Annotated in this window: 1 protein-coding gene; it reads right to left on the reverse strand. The window is 65.4% G+C overall.

The window, feature by feature from the left end; translation table 11 throughout:
* Positions 1 to 7: 7 nt before the first annotated feature.
* A partial coding sequence (locus ACX3VQ_RS13030; protein ID WP_462581473.1) for an NUDIX hydrolase occupies positions 8 to 257 on the reverse strand: 250 nt, incomplete at its 5' end.

Genomic DNA, 257 nt, shown 5'->3' on the forward strand with positions numbered 1-257 from the left:
GAAGCCGTCAGGCGATGTCGAGCGTGTGCAGCGGGAAGCCTTGCCCTGCACGTCGGTCGTCAAAGTACAGGCGCAGGGTCTCGCGGGTCGTCTTGAAGGCGATGTCGTCCCAGGGGATCTCGTCTTCCGCGAACAGGCGCGCCTCCAGTGATTCGGGCCCGGGGTTGAAGTCGGGCGACCGCAGCCGGGCCAGGTAGAACAGATGCACCTGGCCGACCCGCACGACGTTCAGCAGGCTGTAAAGCGGTCCCATTTCG

It is taken from the genome of Altererythrobacter chaiwopuensis, from assembly GCF_054957735.1.